Source organism: Mixta intestinalis, from assembly GCF_009914055.1.
In the GTDB taxonomy this organism is placed as follows: domain Bacteria; phylum Pseudomonadota; class Gammaproteobacteria; order Enterobacterales; family Enterobacteriaceae; genus Mixta; species Mixta intestinalis.
The window spans coordinates 2,015,470-2,031,879 of the sequence record NZ_CP028271.1 but is presented as its reverse complement, the minus strand read 5'-3'; the positions used below and the strand labels follow the sequence as shown (position 1 = coordinate 2,031,879).

At 51.9% G+C, this 16,410-nt stretch carries 16 protein-coding genes and 1 riboswitch; of the genes, 7 read left to right on the top strand and 9 right to left on the bottom strand.

Going from position 1 to position 16,410, the window contains the following annotated elements:
• Positions 1 to 137 precede the first annotated feature (137 nt).
• The 3 genes from eco (at position 138) to mltB (ending at position 2,190) form a co-directional block, all read left to right on the top strand.
• Positions 138 to 641 (top strand): serine protease inhibitor ecotin, encoded by a 504-nt coding sequence (gene eco / locus C7M51_RS09615; RefSeq protein ID WP_160621588.1) that lies wholly within the window; start codon positions 138 to 140, stop codon positions 639 to 641.
• Positions 642 to 698: 57 nt separating this feature from the next.
• Complete coding sequence (locus tag C7M51_RS09610) at positions 699 to 953, top strand: putative hemolysin (protein ID WP_160621587.1); 255 nt, start codon at positions 699 to 701, stop codon at positions 951 to 953.
• 148 nt (positions 954 to 1,101) lie between these two features.
• Positions 1,102 to 2,190 (top strand): lytic murein transglycosylase B, encoded by a 1,089-nt coding sequence (gene mltB / locus C7M51_RS09605; protein WP_160621586.1) that lies wholly within the window; start codon positions 1,102 to 1,104, stop codon positions 2,188 to 2,190.
• A gap of 124 nt (positions 2,191 to 2,314) precedes the next feature.
• On the opposite strand, the gene C7M51_RS09600 is transcribed toward mltB, so the two are convergent.
• From C7M51_RS09600 to C7M51_RS09580, 5 genes are all read right to left on the bottom strand, one after another.
• Positions 2,315 to 3,100 carry an SDR family oxidoreductase gene (locus C7M51_RS09600; protein WP_160621585.1) on the bottom strand — a complete coding sequence of 262 codons (786 nt, stop codon included), beginning with the start codon at positions 3,098 to 3,100 and terminating at the stop codon, positions 2,315 to 2,317.
• Between the two features lie 27 nt (positions 3,101 to 3,127).
• Positions 3,128 to 4,396 (bottom strand): MFS transporter, encoded by a 1,269-nt coding sequence (locus C7M51_RS09595; protein WP_160621584.1) that lies wholly within the window; start codon positions 4,394 to 4,396, stop codon positions 3,128 to 3,130.
• 41 nt (positions 4,397 to 4,437) lie between these two features.
• Positions 4,438 to 5,235, bottom strand: a complete 798-nt coding sequence (locus C7M51_RS09590) for an SDR family oxidoreductase (RefSeq protein ID WP_160621583.1) — start codon at positions 5,233 to 5,235, stop codon at positions 4,438 to 4,440.
• A 15-nt stretch (positions 5,236 to 5,250) separates the two neighbouring features.
• Positions 5,251 to 6,756 carry an FGGY family carbohydrate kinase gene (locus C7M51_RS09585; RefSeq protein WP_160621582.1) on the bottom strand — a complete coding sequence of 502 codons (1,506 nt, stop codon included), beginning with the start codon at positions 6,754 to 6,756 and terminating at the stop codon, positions 5,251 to 5,253.
• A 358-nt stretch (positions 6,757 to 7,114) separates the two neighbouring features.
• A complete protein-coding gene (locus tag C7M51_RS09580; RefSeq protein WP_141175725.1) occupies positions 7,115 to 8,065 on the bottom strand; it encodes a sugar-binding transcriptional regulator in 951 nt (316 codons plus the stop codon).
• Between the two features lie 301 nt (positions 8,066 to 8,366).
• Here C7M51_RS09580 and C7M51_RS09575 point away from each other — a divergent pair, with 301 nt between their 5' ends.
• Both C7M51_RS09575 and C7M51_RS09570 read left to right on the top strand, forming a co-directional pair.
• Positions 8,367 to 9,197 (top strand): transketolase, encoded by an 831-nt coding sequence (locus tag C7M51_RS09575; RefSeq protein ID WP_160623617.1) that lies wholly within the window; start codon positions 8,367 to 8,369, stop codon positions 9,195 to 9,197.
• 15 nt (positions 9,198 to 9,212) lie between these two features.
• Positions 9,213 to 10,157: a transketolase family protein gene (locus tag C7M51_RS09570; protein ID WP_160621581.1), complete on the top strand. Its 945-nt coding sequence runs from the start codon at positions 9,213 to 9,215 to the stop codon at positions 10,155 to 10,157.
• A 183-nt stretch (positions 10,158 to 10,340) separates the two neighbouring features.
• On the opposite strand, the gene C7M51_RS09565 is transcribed toward C7M51_RS09570, so the two are convergent.
• Together C7M51_RS09565 and C7M51_RS09560 are read right to left on the bottom strand one after the other, a co-directional pair.
• Positions 10,341 to 10,721, bottom strand: coding sequence for a hypothetical protein (locus tag C7M51_RS09565; protein WP_160621580.1), 381 nt, complete (start codon positions 10,719 to 10,721; stop codon positions 10,341 to 10,343).
• Positions 10,721 to 12,058 carry a PAAR domain-containing protein gene (locus C7M51_RS09560; RefSeq protein WP_425281007.1) on the bottom strand — a complete coding sequence of 446 codons (1,338 nt, stop codon included), beginning with the start codon at positions 12,056 to 12,058 and terminating at the stop codon, positions 10,721 to 10,723. Before C7M51_RS09560 ends, C7M51_RS09565 begins: the two co-directional genes overlap by 1 nt.
• Before the next feature lie 342 nt (positions 12,059 to 12,400).
• Positions 12,401 to 12,497: riboswitch (TPP riboswitch) on the top strand.
• Between the two features lie 33 nt (positions 12,498 to 12,530).
• Here C7M51_RS09560 and thiM point away from each other — a divergent pair.
• Together thiM and thiD are read left to right on the top strand one after the other, a co-directional pair.
• The gene (gene thiM / locus C7M51_RS09555; RefSeq protein WP_160621578.1) at positions 12,531 to 13,322 is read left to right on the top strand and encodes a hydroxyethylthiazole kinase; all 792 of its coding nucleotides are present in this window, start codon (positions 12,531 to 12,533) and stop codon (positions 13,320 to 13,322) included.
• On the top strand, positions 13,319 to 14,119 hold the full coding sequence (gene thiD / locus C7M51_RS09550) for a bifunctional hydroxymethylpyrimidine kinase/phosphomethylpyrimidine kinase (protein WP_160621577.1): 801 nt from the start codon (positions 13,319 to 13,321) through the stop codon (positions 14,117 to 14,119). Before thiM ends, thiD begins: the two co-directional genes overlap by 4 nt.
• Before the next feature lie 35 nt (positions 14,120 to 14,154).
• Here thiD and C7M51_RS09545 read toward each other — a convergent pair whose 3' ends face one another.
• Positions 14,155 to 14,841: a GntR family transcriptional regulator gene (locus tag C7M51_RS09545; protein ID WP_160621576.1), complete on the bottom strand. Its 687-nt coding sequence runs from the start codon at positions 14,839 to 14,841 to the stop codon at positions 14,155 to 14,157.
• Between the two features lie 87 nt (positions 14,842 to 14,928).
• Entirely contained in the window at positions 14,929 to 16,401 is a 1,473-nt protein-coding gene (locus C7M51_RS09540) for a mannitol dehydrogenase family protein (protein ID WP_160621575.1), read from the bottom strand.
• Between the last annotated feature and the right edge of the window lie 9 nt (positions 16,402 to 16,410).

Below are 16,410 nucleotides of genomic sequence, written 5' to 3'. Positions count from 1 at the left end.
CGGGTGTTAGCATTAATCAGCAGCGTGTTAAATAATCCGCTCTGGATTTTTATCGTTTTTTTTGATTAGCTTCAGGATTAATTGTGGCTGACCTGTGTTAGCCTGGGGAAATGTATTATCAAAAGGCAGAAATAAAGATGAAAATGAAGGCAATTTTGCTTAGCGCGCTTTGCGTCACTGCTTCAGCCTGTGCTGAAAAAACGCCGACCACATCCGTCGATCATCCGGCACTGGAAACCGTAGCGCCTTATCCGGCGGCGGAAAAAGGACAGGTTCGCCAGGTGATTTATCTGCCGCCGCAGCAAAATGAAGAGCTGTATAAAGTTGAACTGCTGATCGGTAAAACCATGGAAGTAGACTGTAATCACGTCATGATGGGCGCTCAGGTAGAGCAACAAACCCTGACCGGCTGGGGTTACGACTACTATGTAGTGAAGGGGCTGTCGGCTCCGGCCTCAACACGTAAAATGTGCATCAATGATGACAAGCGGCAGGAATTTGTCCCGGCCAATCTCGGTGCCTACAGCCTGCTACGCTACAATAGCAAGCTGCCTGTCGTGATCTATACGCCTGCCGACGTTCAGGTGAAATATCGTCTGTGGCGCGCAGAGGCTGAGGTTAACGACGCGGTTGCGCAGTAATTTCGTGCGGCGGTGCCGATAATGAGCATCGCCCGCTTCCCATCAAGAGAGTAAACCATGAAAAAGATGATGATGCTGACCGTGCTGGCGCTGGCTGGCTGTAGCCGTGCGCCTGAACCGCAAAAGAATACACCGGCAATTGGCATGCCGAATCCGGCATCGGCCTACTGTATTCAACAGTCAGGCACGCTGGAAAGGGTGCAAACCGCAGAGGGTGAGCTAAGCTACTGTCGCCTGCCCAGCGGCGAGCGCATCGAAGAATGGACGCTGTTCCGTCGCGACCATCCACAACGAGCCAGTTCGTTACGTTAACGGCAAGGGTTTTATGCCGCTGAAGCTGTCCTGATTGATGCGAAAGGGAAGCGAAAAAATTATTCTCGTCAATCAGGCATTTTCTTTTACGTGACGCAAATCCATGCTTACCATTAATGTTTTTCATCGCTGAATATATGGACTTTCAATGCGTCATTCTGCTTTTCTTCTTCCGTTGATTGCGCTGCTGGCCGCCTGTAGCAGCAAGCCAACCACACCACCACCAACGCAAACCGGTAATCCTTTTCTGGGAGATGGTGGATTTTTACTTAAGCCTGCCCATGAAATTCAGCCGTTGAGCGGCGATTTTTCCGGCAATCCGGCGGCAGAGCGTTTTATCGATAAAATGGTGCAGGAGCATGGTTTTAATCGCCAGCAGCTGCACAGCGTACTGGCACAGACCAAACGTCTGGATTGGGTGCTGCGCCTGATGGATCGCCAGGCACCTACGCCAGGTTATCAGCCGCCTTCAGGGCCTAACGGCGCATGGATTCGCTATCGCAAAAAATTTATTACGCCTGATAACGTGCAGAAAGGCGTGGCGTTCTGGAATCAGTATCAGGATGCGTTACAGCGCGCGCAGCGGGAATATGGCGTACCACCGGAAATTATTGTCGGTATCATTGGCGTCGAAACCCGCTGGGGTAGGGTGATGGGCAAAACCCGCATTATTGATGCGCTGGCAACGTTGGCTTTCGACTATCCGCGTCGGGCAGATTATTTTAGCAGCGAACTGGAGACGTTCCTGCTGATGGCGCGGCAGGAAGGCGACGATCCGTTGGATCTGCGCGGCTCCTATGCCGGTGCAATGGGATACGGTCAGTTTATGCCCTCTTCTGAAAAGCGTTACGCGGTTGATTTCAACGGCGATGGTCATATCAACCTGTGGGATCCGGTTGATGCTATCGGTAGCGTTGCGAACTATTTCAAACAGCACGGCTGGCAGGCGGGCGAAACGGTAGCGGTACCTGCCAGTGGACAGGCACCAGGGCTGGAAAACGGCTTTAAAACCCGCTACAGCCTGGCGAACCTGGCAGCGGCAGGCCTGCGTCCACAGGTGCCGATTAGCGGTAATCCACAGGTAAGCCTGCTGCGTTTTGATATGGGTAAGTCTTATCAGTACTGGTACGGGTTGCCTAATTTTTATGTTATTACCCGCTATAACCACAGCAACCACTACGCGATGGCGGTCTGGCAGCTGGGTGAGGCGGTAGGTCTGGCGCGCCGGGGACGTTAACGTTGCCAATAATGAAGCCGCTGGCTTTGCAGGCAGCGGCTTTCTACATTGTAGCGGCGGAACAGATTATCCGTGACGCCCGTTTGTTATCTTCAGGCGCGGTCAGCGATTGCTCGGTGTACCATCACCAGCAGACGAAACCGCCATCTACCAGCAGATCCACGCCGGTGCAGAAAGAGGCCGCATCGCTGGCGAGGAACAAAGCAGGGCCGGCCATCTCTTCAACCCGCGCCATACGCTGCATTGGCGTCTGGCTTTCGAACGCCTGCGTCTGATGAACCATCTCCGGACGGGTGTTCATCGGTGTCGCCGTATAGCCGGGGCTGATGCTGTTAACGCGGATATTTTTATCTACCCACTCCATCGCCAGGCTTTTTGACAGATGGATGACGCCCGCTTTCGAGCTGTTATAGTGCGCCTGTTCCAGTCCACGGTTAACAATCACGCCGGACATTGAGGCGATGTTGATAATCGAGCCGCCGCCGCACTGCGTCATCAGTTCCGCTTCCGCTTTACAGGAGTTCCAGACGCCGGTGAGGTTAATATCAATTACCTGCTGCCACTGTTCGCTCTCCATTTCCAGCGCCGGGTTAGCGTTGGCAATACCGGCGGCGTTTACCGCCACGTCCAGCCGGTGATAGCGGTTTTTCACCGTCGCAATCGCCTCACGCAGATCGTCGAGCTTGCGCACGTCGCCGGTGAAGGCGCAGGCGTCACCACCCATCTGCTTGATCTGTTTCACTGTTTCATCAAGGCCGCCATCCTGACGCAGGTCAAAGCAGGCCACTTTAGCGCCGGCACTCGCCAGCGCCAGCGCGATGATTTGACCGATGCCGCTACCGGCCCCGGTAACGAAGGCGACACGATCGTTTAATGAAAATAGCGTTTGTGCAAAATCTTTATTTAGCATGGTATTGCCTCCAGATAGTTTCATTAATCAGGCGGATTCTGTTGAGGTCAATGATTCATCTTTTCCGGTTTGAGCTTTTTTATCCAGCGTGACAAAGCCTGTCAGGAAAATACTGACAACATATAAAATGGCGAAAACGACCAGTACACCGCGAGCGCCAATGCTGGTAAACAGTAACGCAACCAGTGATGGACCAACGAAGCTGGAAAGACCTGCACCGAGATTCAAGACGGACATAGCCGCACCTTTTCTTTCCGGTTCCAGTGACGGAACCAAAGCTGTAAGCGGACAAAAACCAGCGATAAGTGCACCATATATACAGCCCATCAGTAGCATGGCTGGATAATTACCACTAAACCATACCGGCATCCACGCCATTAGCAACATGGTACAGGCACAGCCAAAGCCACCGAATATTTGTACGGTTCTTCCCCAGCCGATACGATCTCCTACCATTCCCCAGATAAGATTAAAGGCGATATTAACTGTAAAGGTTAGTGCCCATACCTGGAGCCACTGTTCAGTGGTAAATCCATGCTGCGCCAGGTAAACCGGGAAGAATACCGGTAGAGCAAACTGCGAAGTGGTGTTAATTAATCTTACCAGACCGCCAATGCCGACTTTAGGATTATCACGAATAATAGATATGCCGCTCATCAGAATAGAGAGCTGTTCGCCGACAGTAGTCTTTTCACGCACGTTGCCTTTTACACAAACCAGCACAATAACCGTACCCGCCAATGCCCATACAATGGCGCTCCATAAAATACCAATGTGGCCTAATACCGGAATCATTAATGATGCATAAAAATTAGCAACGATATAGAGACCGCCGGTGAAGGCTAAATAAAACCAACCCACGGCGGTCGCCAGCGTTTTGGCCGGATTGCGATAGGTTACCCATACCAGGAATGAGTAACAAAATAGCGGATAACCCAAGCCACGTATGCAATAAGTGGGAATAATAATGGCGAAATTCATCGTAGGCAGTGCTATCAGCAAGAACAGCACCTGACCAATCAACCAAAACATTGCACCGAGAAGCATGGTTTTTCTCGGTCCCAGCGCTTCCGCCATTACGCCGGAAAGCCAGGCGCCAATTGCAACAGCGATGCCATAAATGGCAATAAGCGTTGCGCTTTGCGGCATGGTCAGGCCGCGATCGATAAGATAAGGAGATATCCACGCCTGTTCAACGCCGTCTCCTACGATAAAGAGGAGAACGCCTAATAATCCCCATATCAAATCTGTTCTTAGGCCGAGAAATGTCCTCGGCTCTGAATGAGCTGATGTCATATATTACTCCACTGGAATGTAAAGTATTAACTGGGTGGTAATTAAGACATAATTAATCCGCCATCGACGTTAATTGTCTGACCAGTAATATACGCAGCGTCATCGGAGGCTAAAAACATGACCAGACCGGCAACATCGCTGGGTTTTCCTGCACGTTTCATAGGAATATTACCAACCCATTCCTGCATCAGTTCACCTTTGCCGTAGGTTTTTTCTGGCGTGCTGAGAATTTCACCCCAAACTCTGTCGTTATATTCCCACATTTCTGTTTCGATAATCCCAGGGCAAAACGCATTTACCGTAATATTATACGGGGCCAGTTCCAGTGCCAGGCTTTGCGTAATGCCAATAACGCCCATTTTACTGGCGGCATAGTGCGGTGTATAAATAAAACCGACGCGCCCCTGACCTGAGGATGTATTGATCAGACGTCCGCTCTTTTGTTTGACCATATATTTTGCTGCTTCACGGCAGCATAACCATACGCCAGTGGTATTTACGCTGAGTACGTCATCAAATTCTTTACGACTCATTTTGTCAAAATGTTCGATAGTGATAATACCGGCGTTTTGCACAGAAACATCAATGGACTGGAAACGATCCCAGGCCAGTTTATAAAGTTCAGCAACCTGTTCTTCTTTCGTTACATCGGCAACAAAAGAAACCACTTCGCCGCCATATTTCTTTTTCAGCCGCTCAGCTGTTTCGTTAACCGCTGAAGAGTAATCGGAGATAACTAAATTAGCCCCGATAGCGGCAAAGCGCTCGGCAATGCCTTCGCCAATGCCGCGAGCCGCGCCGGTAATAACGACGGTTTTATTATTAAATGAACTTTTCATGGAGTATCCGTCCTTTCAGAGTTGATAGAGAGTGCGTTCTACAGCCTGTTGCCATTCACGCCAGCGTTTTTGCAGGCGACCATGTCGCTCCATATTGGGGCGAAAGGTATAGTGCACAGGAAGGTAGGGTTTAAGATCTTTTCCAGTAACGTTATCCACCGCTTTGCGTGCCAGTAGGGCAGCGCCCAACGCTGATAATTCAGGAATATCGCTGCGCATTACCGGGCATCCCAGCAGGTCTGCCTGGTATTGCATCAGCCAGTCATTTTTTGTCGGACCGCCATCAACCATCAGGGCGGTTAAGGTAAAGTCAGGGTGCTGGCGCATCGCAGCGACCACATCGGCAATTTGATAGGTAATAGCTTCCAGCGCCGCACGGATCAGATGCGCACGTTTCACGCCCCGGTTCAGGCCACAGATGAGGCCTCTAGCGTTATCTGCCCACCAGGGTGCGCCCAGACCGGTCAGCGCGGGCACAAAATAAACGCCGAGCGTATTTTCTACCGAGGCGGGAAGCGTATTGAGCTCGTGGTTCAGTTCATCCTGGGGCAGTTCGCTGAGACCGGTGCTGTCTGCCATCCAGGCCACTGCATCACCGGTGTGGGGAATATTGCCTTCCAGCCCGTAAACCAGGTTTTCGCCATTATGCCAGGCGATGGTGGTCGCTAACGCCTGAATATTGCACTGTGCTGAATTGACCGGAGCCATAACCGAGGAGCCGGTGCCGTACGTCGCCTTAACACAGCCCGCTTCGCCCAGCGCATGACCGAACAGCGCCGCATGAGAATCGCCTACCATCGCCATGACCGGAATGCCATCCGGTATGCCGTTTACCCCTTTGGTATAACCAAACAGCCCGCTGGAAGGTTTAATATCCGGCAGCGCCTTGCGCGGGATCTGGAAGATTTTCAGCATTTCCTCGTCCCAGTTTCCGGTGACCAGGTTCAGCAGCTGAGTACGTGAAGCGTTAGAATAATCACAGTAAAAAGATTCGCCTGCGGTCAGATTCCACAGCAGCCAGCTGTCGATAGTACCGAGACAGATTTCGCCTTTTTCCGCCAGCGCAAAGCCGTTGGGGACTGAATCCAGTAGCCAGCGCAGCTTCGAACCGGAAAAAAGCGGCGCGACGGGCAGACCGGTTACGGTTTTAATTTTGCTTTCGAGATTATCGCGGCGTAACCCTTCACAAAAATCTGCGGTGCGCGAACACTGCCAGCTCAGCGCGGCGTGTAGCGGCGCACCGCTGTTGCGATACCAGCCGATAGCGGTTTCACGTTGATTGCTGATCGCCAGCGCGCTTACCTTGTCTGCGCCGACCGCCTCAATCGCTTTCGCCAGCACCTGAACAGAAGCCTCAACTAACAGCGTTCCCGATTGCTCAACCCAGCCTTCGCGCGGCGTCTGGATGGACAACGGTTGAGAGAACTTAACCAGCACTTCTCCGGCTTCGTTCAGCGCAACGGCTTTTGCATTGGTGGTGCCTTCATCAAGCGCAATGATAATGTTTTTTGTGATCGACATCAGGGGGCTCCAATTCGCAAGTCATTCAGGCACTAATATCGCGAAGGCAGGACGCTGGTGCTTATGGGCTGTTAGCCTGTTTACAGGGACGAGTGCGCCGCATTGCTTCCGCTGTGTTCTTTTGAATATATATTCACAGTTGATTATATATTTTGTGTACGATAGCCAGAATCTTCGGTCTGGGCTACAGGCAAAGTTTGCGAATGTGCTTACTATCACATTTCTCGATCCGCTAACGGCACAGAAATGAACGTTGACGAGAGGATTAGCATTTCATTTATCGTAAGGTTTTGGCGTTACCCTGCTACTAATAAGCAATGAGGGCGAACGCCAAAGCTTAGGCGGAAGGAAGGGGGAGCTATTCTTTGACCAACGCTCTGGCAGCATGATAATCGGTGATCAGGATATCGATATAGCCGCCCTGTAATGCACCTTTGATCGCCGCGACTTTGTCACGTCCACCGGCCAGTGCCACTACGTTCGGGCATTTTTTGACTTTATCTAATGCCATGCCGATAACCGGATCTTCATGCTCGGCCAATACCGGCGCGCCATTTTTATCATAGTAGTGCAGGCAAATATCGCCTACGGCACCGCGTTCGGCCAGTAACTCCAGCATCTCCTCGCGATAGTAGTTACCGGAGGTTTTCAATAGCTGAGATGGTTCCAGAATACCGATACCGACAATCGCGATATTCACCTCATCAAAATGCGCCACGACATCGGCGACATCCGGGCTGGCAATCAGGCGGGCTTTATCGTCGGTAGAGCCTTCAATGCTCTGCGCGGGCAGCAGCCAGGCACGGCAGTTAAGCTGCTGTGCCAGCGTTTGTGTCAAAATGGTGGCCTGGACATTGCCGTTTGGGCCAACGCCGCCCAGCAGTTGGATAACACCGCTGGCTTTCAGATTGGGCGTATGTACTTCGTCCACCATTGCCCGGATGGTGGAGCTCCACGAAGAGATGCCAACCAGATCGTTAGGGCGCAGGCGGGTTTCAATATAGTGCGCGGCGGCGGAACCGATGGCGCGTTTAATGGCGCTGTCCGTTGCATCTTCTGCCACATCCACGACGATGGCCTGCTTAATGCCGTAGCGCTCTTCGATCCCTTTCTCAATATTCAGAAAAATATTGGAAGGCTGAATCACGCTGATTTTAACTAAACCTTCTTTCTGACAGCGCGTAATAGCGCGTGAGACAAATGATTGTGAGAGCGACAGGGTCTGCGCGATCTCAGACTGCTTAAGTCCTTCCAGATAGTAAAGTGTGGCAATTTTAACTAACAGACGCTGTTCATCCTGCTTAGCCATGCTGTTCCTCAATGGTTTTCTTAAGTGCAGCCAGTATGTTTTAGCCGGTCATGATACGCGAAAAGACGCACAGTTTAAGTGTGATGAACCTCAAACTTTTATCAAACTTGCGGTAAGAGACTGGACAATGCGTGAACGGAGATCATACACTTTGAATATAAAATCAGTAATGAATATTTATTCATAACGATAAAGACCGCAACCTTTGTTAGTGAAGTGCCTGCAACAAAGTCTGTGCAGGCACCTTTTTTTACACTACGGAATAAATATTCATTAAGGAATAACTATTCGGAGGCGTATGATGAATCCCTTTTTACTGTCAGTTCCTGAACTTGAGAAAAAGGCACGTGCGGTACGGCGTCACATTATCAATCTGAACGCTAACAGCCCGGCTGGCGGCCATACCGGTGCCGATCTGTCTCAGGTAGAACTGCTGACAGCGCTCTATTTTCGTATTTTGAACTGCGCGCCGGACCGGCTGAACGATCCCGATCGCGATATCTATATCCAGTCCAAAGGTCATGCGGTGGGCTGCTATTACTGCGTGCTCGCTGAAGCTGGCTACTTCCCGCAGGATTGGCTTGCAACCTATCAACATGCCAACTCCCACCTGCCGGGACATCCGGTAAAACAGAAAACGCCCGGTATCGAGTTAAACACCGGCGCGCTGGGGCATGGGCTGCCGGTTGCGGTAGGGCTGGCGATTGCTGCCAAACGCGACAACAGCAAACGTCGTATTTTCCTTATCACCGGCGACGGCGAGCTGGCGGAAGGCAGCAACTGGGAAGCGGCAATGGCGGCGGCGCATTATAAGCTGGATAACCTGGTAGTGATTAATGACAAGAATGGGTTACAGCTGGCGGGCGCTACGCGCGACATTATGAACAGCGATCCGCTGGATGAGAAATGGCGCGCCTTTGGTATGGATGTCACCGAATGCCAGGGTAACGATATGACTTCGGTGGTGAACGCGCTGGAGAATTTACCGCCGCGCGGCAAGCCGCACGTAATTATCGCCCACACCACAAAAGGCGCTGGCGTTTCATTTATTGCGGGCAAACCGGAATGGCACCATCGCGTACCTAAGGGTGATGAGATTGCTCAGGCGATGAATGAGCTTAAAGATCTTTGATGGAGGAGATGAAAAGTGAATAACGCAGAACATCTGGCGAATGTAATGGTGACGGCGTTTATTGATGCCGTCGAGCGGGGCGTCGATGTTGTTCCCGTTGTGGCTGATTCGACCTCCACAGCTAAAATCGCGCCTTTTGTAAAACAGTTTCCCGATCGCCTCGTGAATGTCGGTATCGCAGAGCAGACGCTGGTCGGTGTCGCCGCCGGTCTGGCAATGGCGGGAAAAGTGGCGGTAACCTGTAACGCCGCGCCGTTCCTGATTGCACGCGCCAATGAGCAGGTCAAAGTAGATATCTGCTACAACAACACTAACGTCAAGCTGTTTGGCCTGAACGCTGGTGCCAGCTATGGCCCGCTGGCCAGCACCCATCATGCGATCGATGATATTTCCGTAATTCGCGGCTTTGGTAATATTCAGATTTTCGCGCCTTCTTCACCGCGCGAGTGCCGCCAGATTATTGACTATGCGCTGGAGCATGTTGGTCCGGTCTATATTCGTATGGATGGTAAAGCGCTGCCGGAACTGCACGATGAAGCCTGGCGCTTTAAACCCGGCGCCGTGGATGTGTTGCATGAAGGGAATGATATTGCGCTGGTGGCGATGGGCTCAACGGTGCATGAGGCGGTTGAGGCGGCTGAACTGCTGGCGCGCAAAGGTATTGCCGCCTGTGTCATTAATCTGGCTTCTATTCGTCCGCTGGATCGCGATGCGCTGAGCCAGAGCCTGAGCGGTATTAAGTACGTGATTTCCGTCGAAGAGCACAATATTAACGGCGGCGTGGGCAGCATCGTCGCAGAAGTGCTGGCTGAATACGGTCATGGCGCACGTCTGAAACGCCTCGGCATCCCGGATGGTGAATATGCGCTAGCTGCCGACCGTAAGGATATGCGTGCCTGGCACGGTATCGACGCGGCAGGCATCGTGAGCCAGGCGCTGCGCCTGTTAAATCATCAATAAGCCTTATTAATCTCAATGCCTGACGGCCTGCGTAAGCGGGCTGTCAGCTGGTGGAGGTTTACAGGCATTACCTCGTGGCAGCGTTCCATTTGCGCGTGATGAAACTGGTAGGCAGGCTGAGTGCGTTAGTGGGTTTGCCTTCATGTACAAGAACAGCCGCTTATGCAGCTTTATAAACAATGCTTAGATGGATAGAAGAGAAGTTAAAACACTAAAAAAAAATAAAACAATCATTATCAAAAACAAGGTAAATTTAATTTTCAACCATGATACTTTTTCATTGGGTAAGCCTTTGATGAAATCATAATGAGCAGAATCCATATTCCTGACCGGAAAACTCCCCTTTTTAAATATGAACGGGAAGATGAAATAAAAATCTTTCTGAAAGGTCAGAAATATCCCTCCTGCTTGCGCAAGAATTATTCCTGCTGGTACATAACCAAATCGTTCTTTAAAAGCATCACACAATAGAATATGTTGTTTGTTTTTTAGAACAGAATACCCAATTGCGATAAATCCAAAGATTATACACAATAGTGTTGAGGTCGCAGACAGGATACCCACTATTCACCTACCGTCTTGTAAATAAGTTCACCGAGATTTTCACCTTGATCTGACAGGAATTGACCGCCTGCATAACCTCCACCAGTACCAAGAATTATACCACAAGCTAATGCACCTGCTCCAGCAGCTTCTATTGTCAAAGCACCTAATACTACAGTGCATATACCTGTGCCTATAGCTCCGCCTCCAATGCTTCCAATTATGCCACCAGAAAAACTACCGATCTCAGTGTACTTCTTTTTAGTACATTCGGCCTTTCGCCCAACAGAACAAGACTCATTGATTTCGTTTATTGAATGAAAAGCGCTAAAACCAATCCCGATATATCCTGTGTATCGCATTGCTTTAACGTATTTAGCTGCCCGTTCGATGTGCGTTGCATAACCTTCGATATCGCTAATGCCTGTTTCATTCCATTTATGAGTTATCGATTTAGTTGATAAACCAAGCGCACTTTTTAATTTGTGGTATTCACCGAGTTTCATTCCTTTATTAAGGAAGCCAACTTTAAGTATACGATCAAGTTCCTTGAATAGTTGAGCACGTTTAACATAGAACTGCTCACCAATTAATGCGCCTCGCGTCATATAGGCGTTTTTATAAGTTTCCTGGATCTCTTTCAAAATTTTTTCAATGTTCTCAAAATATTTACCAACCGGTTCGGCAGCAAGGCCAATACCTTTATCTGCAATGCTGGTGAAATTAGCTATGGTGGCGTAATGTTTGTGCAGGAAATTAGCTTCTTCGTGGGTTAACGGTTCCAGCGCGGCATCAATCCGTGCTTTTGCTGCCTGCATATGCGCGATCTGCTCGCTATCCTGCTTTTCAGGATCAACCAGAAGCATAATCGAACCGGCTTTATAACTTTTGTCTGCGCCGTTCAGCGTAGCAAATAGCGCTTTGGCTCCTGCTGGTGGGGTGCCTGTGAATAACAGACGCTGCCAGGCTTCTGTAGTACCACCATATGGGAGAACGGCAAAACCAGCGTCTGTGCCAGTTTTCTTCTTCGCTGACTGTGCATATTGCTCTGGCTCTGCCTGCTGCTGTTGAGAGGCAACAAGAGTGGTGGCTGCGGTTGACGTTTCAGCCTGATATTTTGCTGGCGCATAAGAAGGGGATGTACCTGGGCCTATCGGACCCAAAGGGGCTATGATTCGGTTAGATCCAGAAGGACAGCCGCATAAAACAGCACATCTGTCGACGGCAACAGGTATTTGATGAATTCTGCGGTGTGGTTCGGCTTCAATAATCTTCCCTTCTTTACCACATTTTGGGCAAGGCGTAGTTTTGTCCCCCAGAACAATTGGACGGCGCCCAAGAATATGGCCTACTGACAGAGAAGGAATAAGTTTTGCTCCAGTAGTGGTTTGATCACCGCTTAATGCCTGTCCTTTTCCCAGTACGTTAGGGCGCATCCCTCCCGTTGAGCCAACGGTATACTGATTCATAAATCCTTTTACCTGCTACAGAAATTATCATCGTGCTTATTTTACAAACAATAACCATAGGCACAACAAAATAAAATGAGGTTGGGGTAATCTGTTTTTTGTGACGAAAGAAAACATCTTATCACTTAACCATATTACACATACCCCAAAAAGGCCTTCTTCACCGTTTACAAGCTTCTCTGCTGGCATTACTATCCTGACAAGGATTAATGTTGAATCCCAACAACTTGTAATAATGACTCGGGGTGCCCTTCCTTGTGAAGGCTGAGAAATACCCGTACCACCTGATCTGGATAATGCCAGCGTAGGGAAGTCAGATGCCTGCCCGGCATTGCCTTCTTAAGCGCCGGCCAGGAGCATTATGAAACAACCTGACCTGCCTGATACCGCGCTTGTTGCGCAATCTCTTTCTCTCTTCCGCCAGCGCGCGCCGCTAATCCACTGCATGACTAATGATGTGGTCCAGTCCTTTACCGCTAACGTGCTGCTGGCGCTGCACGCTTCGCCTGCGATGGTTATTGATGCCGATGAAGCGGCACAGTTCAGCGCTATTGCCGATGCGTTGTTGATTAACGTCGGTACTCTGACCTCCACGCGCGCTAAAGCCATGCAGGCTGCGGTAGAGTCGGCCAGCGCCAGCGCTACACCCTGGACGCTCGATCCGGTCGCGGTAGGGGCGCTGGATATGCGCAGTGCCTTTTGCCAGCGGCTGCTGACGTTAAAACCCGCCGCTATTCGCGGCAATGCCTCTGAAATTCTTGCGTTATCGCTACAACAGGTGGGTGGGCGCGGTGTGGATACACAACATCAGGCAGAGGAGGCGCTGGCTGCCGCGCAGCATCTGGCGCAGCGCTGCCAGAGCATCATCGTCATAACCGGCGAGGTGGATTACGTGACCGATGGCGAACGTACGTTTGCTGTGCATGGTGGATCGCCGCTGATGACGCGCGTGGTCGGTACGGGCTGCGCGCTGTCGGCGGTAGTTGCGGGCTTTGCGGCGCTGCCGGGTGACAGATTACAGCACGTCGCCAGTGCCTGTTGTGTTATGGCCTGTGCAGGCTCGCAGGCGGCATCTGAAGCGCATGGGCCAGGCAGCTTCATTCCGGCATTTCTCGATGCATTGTGGAATCTGAACGAGGAGAAACTGAAATGATGCGGATTAATGCGTTAACTATCGCTGGTACCGATCCCAGCGGCGGCGCAGGTATTCAGGCTGATTTAAAAACCTTTTCCGCGCTGGGCGCTTACGGTACCAGCGTAATTACCGCGTTGGTGGCACAAAACACCTGCGGCGTCCGTTCGGTTTATCGCGTTGAGCCGCAGTTTGTCGCCGCGCAGCTGGATGCGGTGCTGGAGGATGTGCGCATCGACAGCGTTAAAATCGGCATGTTATCAGAAAGTGATATCGTAGAGGCCGTTGCAGAAAGGCTGAGCCGTGCCGTGATCCCCTGGATTGTGCTCGATACCGTCATGCTGGCAAAAAGCGGCGATGCGCTGCTGTCGCCGCAGGCGGTCAAAACGTTGCGCCAGCGTCTTCTGCCGCAGGTTTCACTGATTACGCCTAACCTGCCGGAGGCGGCGGCGCTGCTGGAAACCCGCCCCGCTCGCGATGAAAATGAGATGAAACAGCAGGGCAGAGCGCTACTGGATCTGGGCTGCGAGGCGGTGCTGATCAAAGGCGGGCATCTCAGCGATACTGAAAGCCCGGACTGGCTGTTTACCCAGCACGGCGCGCAGCGCTTTACCGCGCCGCGCATCGCTACCCGCAACACGCATGGCACCGGTTGTACGCTTTCCTCGGCGCTAACCGCGCTGCGCCCTCGACACAGCGACTGGGCCAGCACCGTAACGGCAGCGAAAGCGTGGCTACAGGGCGCGCTTGAGCAGGCCGATACGTTACAGGTGGGTAAAGGCCAGGGGCCGGTGCACCATTTTTACCGCTGGTGGTAGAGGTTGCGTTTTTAGCGAGAAGATATTGCCCTGCATCAGCAGGGTTCAAACCATTCGCTATTCTGTTCTGCAATCGGGGTAATAGAGAAAATCATCTCCTGAAGATGTCGACGCATCGCCTTTTCGGCACCGTCGGCATCCTTATTACGCAGCGTGCTGAAGATCTCTTCATGTTGTTCAATCACGCTTTCCGGCGGAGAGACGTTGCTGAGCGTCAGGAAGCGCACGCGATCCATCGTGGCCTTGATATTCTCTACCGTTTCCCACGCCAGCTCGCAGTTAATGCTTTGCGCGATGAGCCGGTGAAATTCATCATCCAGCTGTAAGAATGCCTGAGCGTCATGACGCTGCGCCGTGATTTTTTGCAGCTGAAGATTATGCTCCAGCGCCATCAAAGCTTCGGACGAAGCTTCTGTCGCCGCGCGACGCACCACGGCAATCTCAACGGCCTCACGAATAAAGCGGCCATCGGCAACACGCTGCGCGGAAATTTTACGTACGAAGGTGCCGCGCTGCGGCAGAACCTGCACCAGTCCGGCTTCCGCCAGCTTGATAAAGGCTTCACGCACCGGCTGGCGAGAGATATTAAAGCGGGAGGAAACTTCCTTTTCTGACAGCAGCGAACCCGGAGGAATTACGCAGGTCACGATATCCCGACGCAAAAAGCGGTAAATCTGCTGGTTAACGGGTTCGCTGGTAGTAATGATGTAGGGTATCGACATGCGACAACTTCCTGAGCTGGCTGGACGCGAAAGCGTTCAGTCTAAACAGACCGTCAACTCCGCGCCAGCGCTTTTTTGCAGGAATAATCAATAGCTTGTTATTACCCGCTTAACGGTTTCTTTTGCTCCAAACTGCTGTAGCTGCTGATAGAAATGCAGGACACGTGCCGTAAACTGCGCATTTGTCGGTAAATCTTCACCAAATACCTTTTTCAGCGAGAGTAGTGCCGTGATACGCGCCTCGCCGTCGGTGCTTTCACTGACGAGTTGAGCCAGCGTCTCTTTCAGCGGATCGTTGATCTCAATGGCGGCACCCTGTTCATCGACGCCGCTGACATAGCGTATCCAGCCTGCCACGCCCAGCGCCAGCAGATCGAAACGGCTCTGATGCGCCAGATGCCAGCGAATACTGTCGAGCCAGCGCTGCGGCAGCTTTTGCGTGCCGTCAGAGGCGATTTGCCAGGTGCGGTGTTTGATGGCGCGATTTTTATAGCGGGCAATCAGTGAATCAGCATAAGCGTTAAGATCGACATTTTGCGTGCGCAGCGTCGGTGCCTGCTCTGCCAGCATCAGCGTATGGGCGGCGCGCAGGAAATGCTCGTCGGCCATACAGTCGCTGATATGCTGATAGCCAGCCAGATAGCCCAGGTAGGCGAGGAATGAGTGGCTGCCGTTGAGCATGCGCAGCTTCATCTCTTCAAAAGGCAACACATCCTGCACCAGCTCCGCACCGGCTTTTTCCCACGCCGGACGACCGTTGACAAAATTATCTTCGATCACCCACTGGAAGAAAGGCTCGCACTGTACGGCAACCGGATCGTAGCAGCCCAGTTTTTCGCCCAGCGAATCCAGTGCTTCCTGTGTCATCGCCGGTACGATGCGATCTACCATGGTGGAAGGGAAGGTCAGGTGCTGACGGATATAGTCGGCGAGCGCGGCATCCTGCGCCTGTGCCAGCTGCACCACAACGTTACGCGTGACGTGGCCGTTTTCCGGCATATTGTCGCACGACATCACGCTGAAGGGCGATAAACCGCGATCGCGACGGCGGCGGATAGCCGCCAGGATCACGCCCGGCAGCGACTGCGGCGCATCGGGATGCGCGAGATCGTGCTGAATAAATGGATGCTCCAAATTCAGCTCGCCCGTGGCCGGATGGTGGCAGTAGCCTTTTTCCGTCACCGTCATGGATACAATAGCAATTTCCGGCTGGCTCATCGCTTCGATAACGGCATCAATGCCGTCGGTACGGGCATCAATAGCCGCGCACAGCGTGCCGATAACGCGCGAGGTTTTGCCGCTGTCCGCCATTTCGGTAACGCTGTAAAGATGATCCTGCTTACGCAGGTCATTGACCAGGTTACTGGTGCTCTGCAAATTAATTTCACACTCGATGTAACCCCAGTCGCTCTGCTGTTCGCGCGCCAGGCGATCGGCACAGACGGCCTGATGAGCGCGATGAAAAGCGCCGAAGCCGATATGCAGAATGCGTGGGCGCAGCTGAGTGCGGTCATAGTCGGGAAGTTTAACGTCGTTGGCCAATGTCTCAACGGATAGCATGGAAGAGTC